Source organism: Streptomyces calidiresistens (assembly GCF_014141525.1).
Classification (GTDB): domain Bacteria; phylum Actinomycetota; class Actinomycetes; order Streptomycetales; family Streptomycetaceae; genus Streptomyces; species Streptomyces calidiresistens.
In genome coordinates this window covers 1-2,051 of record NZ_VKHS01000897.1, presented here as the reverse complement: position 1 = coordinate 2,051, position 2,051 = coordinate 1, and the positions used below count along the sequence as shown (strand labels likewise).

At 67.5% G+C, this 2,051-nt stretch carries 2 protein-coding genes; both read right to left on the bottom strand.

Annotation, left to right across the window (positions count from 1 at the left end; genetic code table 11):
* Positions 1 to 101 precede the first annotated feature (101 nt).
* Positions 102 to 1,025: a carbohydrate ABC transporter permease gene (locus FOE67_RS23895; RefSeq protein WP_182666910.1), complete on the bottom strand. Its 924-nt coding sequence runs from the start codon at positions 1,023 to 1,025 to the stop codon at positions 102 to 104.
* Positions 1,022 to 2,011: an ABC transporter permease gene (locus FOE67_RS23890; protein WP_228474222.1), complete on the bottom strand. Its 990-nt coding sequence runs from the start codon at positions 2,009 to 2,011 to the stop codon at positions 1,022 to 1,024. The genes FOE67_RS23895 and FOE67_RS23890 overlap by 4 nt, the downstream gene beginning before the upstream one ends.
* Positions 2,012 to 2,051: the final 40 nt, after the last annotated feature.

Sequence of the window (2,051 nt, the reverse complement as noted above, 5' to 3'; positions counted from 1 at the left end):
GGTGCGGGGGTGCGGGATGGTGCGGTCGCCCCGCGGACGGGGCGCGGCGGGGACGTGCCGGGGCCCCGGGCGGACGTGCCGCGCCGGGGCCCCGGTGGGCGTCAGCCCTTGATGGCGCCGATGAGCATGCCCTTCTTGAAGTGCTTCTGCACGAACGGCGAGAGGATCGCCACCGGCAGCAGGGCCAGGACCATGACCGCGGTCTGCACCGAGATGGACGGGATCTGACCGGTGCCGATCGCCTGGCCCATGCCCTGCGGGCGGTTGCCCGCGACGACGATCTGTTCCATGACGTTCTGCAGCGGCAGCCGCTCCTGGCTCTGGATGTAGATGAAGGCCGAGAAGTAGTTGCCCCAGTAGGCGACCGCGTAGAAGAGCGAGATGACCGCCAGGACGGCCCGGGAGAGCGGCAGCACGATCTGCCACAGGATGCGGAACTCCCCGGCACCGTCGATCCGGGCGCTGTCCATCAACTCCTGGCCGATGTTCATGAAGAACGCCCGCAGCACCAGGATGTTGAAGACGTTGACCGCCATCGGCAGGATCAGCGCCGCGTAGGTGTCCATCAACCCCAGGGTCTGGATCAGCAGGTAGCTGGGGATCAGGCCCGCGCCGCCGAAGAACATCGTGACCAGCAGGGTCATCAGGATGGAGCGGTGGCCGAGGGAGCCCATCCGGCTCAGTCCGTAGGCCGCCAGCACCGACACCAGCATCGAGAAGACGGTGCCGATGAGGGTGATGCACACGGAGATGAAGGTGGCGCGGGCCACCTGCCCCCCGCTGAGCAGTTCGCGGTAGGCGGCCAGGCTGAAGCCCTCGGGCCAGACCACCAGGCCGCCGGTCTTGTTGATCGTGGCGACGTCGGAGACCGAGGTCATGACCACGATCCACAGCGGGAAGAGGATGGCCAGCACGGCCACGGTCAGGATGACGCCCTTGGCCGCCAGACCGACCGGATGCGGGGGTTCCTCCCAGGAGGGCCGCCTGCGGTTGGTCTCGGTGACGTCGTCGGTGAGGACGCTCATGACTTCTTGTACACCCCCGCCTCGCCCATGGCGTGGGCGACCTTGTTCGCGGCCAGGATCAGCAGCAGGCTGAAGATCCCCTTGACGATGCCGACCGCCGCCGCGTAGCTGAACTGGCCGTTCTTGATGCCGGCGAACCAGACGTAGGTGTCGAGCACCTCCGACGCGCCGGGGCCCACCGCCGTGCGCTGGATGATGAACTGCTCCAGGCCGACGGTCAGCATGCCGCCGATCTGCAGGACCAGCAGCAGGGCGATGACCGGGCGCAGCGCGGGCAGCGTGACGTGCCACATGCGCCGCCACCGGCCGGCCCCGTCCACGGCCGCCGACTCGTACAGCTCGTGGTTGACGGCGGCCAGGGCGGCGAGGAAGACGATGATGCCCCACCCGGCGTCCTTCCAGATGAGCTGGGCGGTGATCAGGAACTTGAAGAAGCCCGGATCGGTCATCAGGTCGAAGCCGTCGGCGAAGCCGTGGTTGCGGGCCGTCTGGGCGATCAGGCCGGCCCCGCCGAAGATCTGCTGGAAGACGGTGATGACCAGCACCCAGGAGAAGAAGTGGGGCAGGTAGAGGACCGCCTGGGCCCACGCCCGCACCTTGCTGTGCAGGAAGCTGTTGATGAGGATCGCCAGGGCGATGGGGATGGGGAAGAACAGCGTCAGCTGGAGGAAGGAGAACACCAGGGTGTTCTCCAGCGCGTTCCAGAAGTAGCGGTCGTTGATCATCCGCTCGAACTGTTCCAGCCCCACCCATGTGCTGTTGGCGAGGCTGTCGAAGAATCCGTCGCCGGCGTAGGGGCTGAAGAACTGGAAGGCGATGACGTTGCCGGCGATGGGGATGTAGGCGAAGACGAACAGCAGCAGGACCGCCGGCATCGTCATGAGGATCAGCGTGCGGTCGCGGCGGAAGCGGTCGCGCCACCTCACCCCGCCGTCGGGGATGTGGACGGCGTGACGCGCGGTCGCGCCTCCATCAGCGACATGCAGAACGCGGTCGCCGAGTGGCGCCGCAACGGCGGTGACGAAT

Coding starts and splice junctions, on each gene's coding strand:
- FOE67_RS23895 (WP_182666910.1), bottom strand. CDS start 1,025: ATGAGCGTCCTCACCGACGACGTCACCGAGACCAACCGCAGGCGGCCC.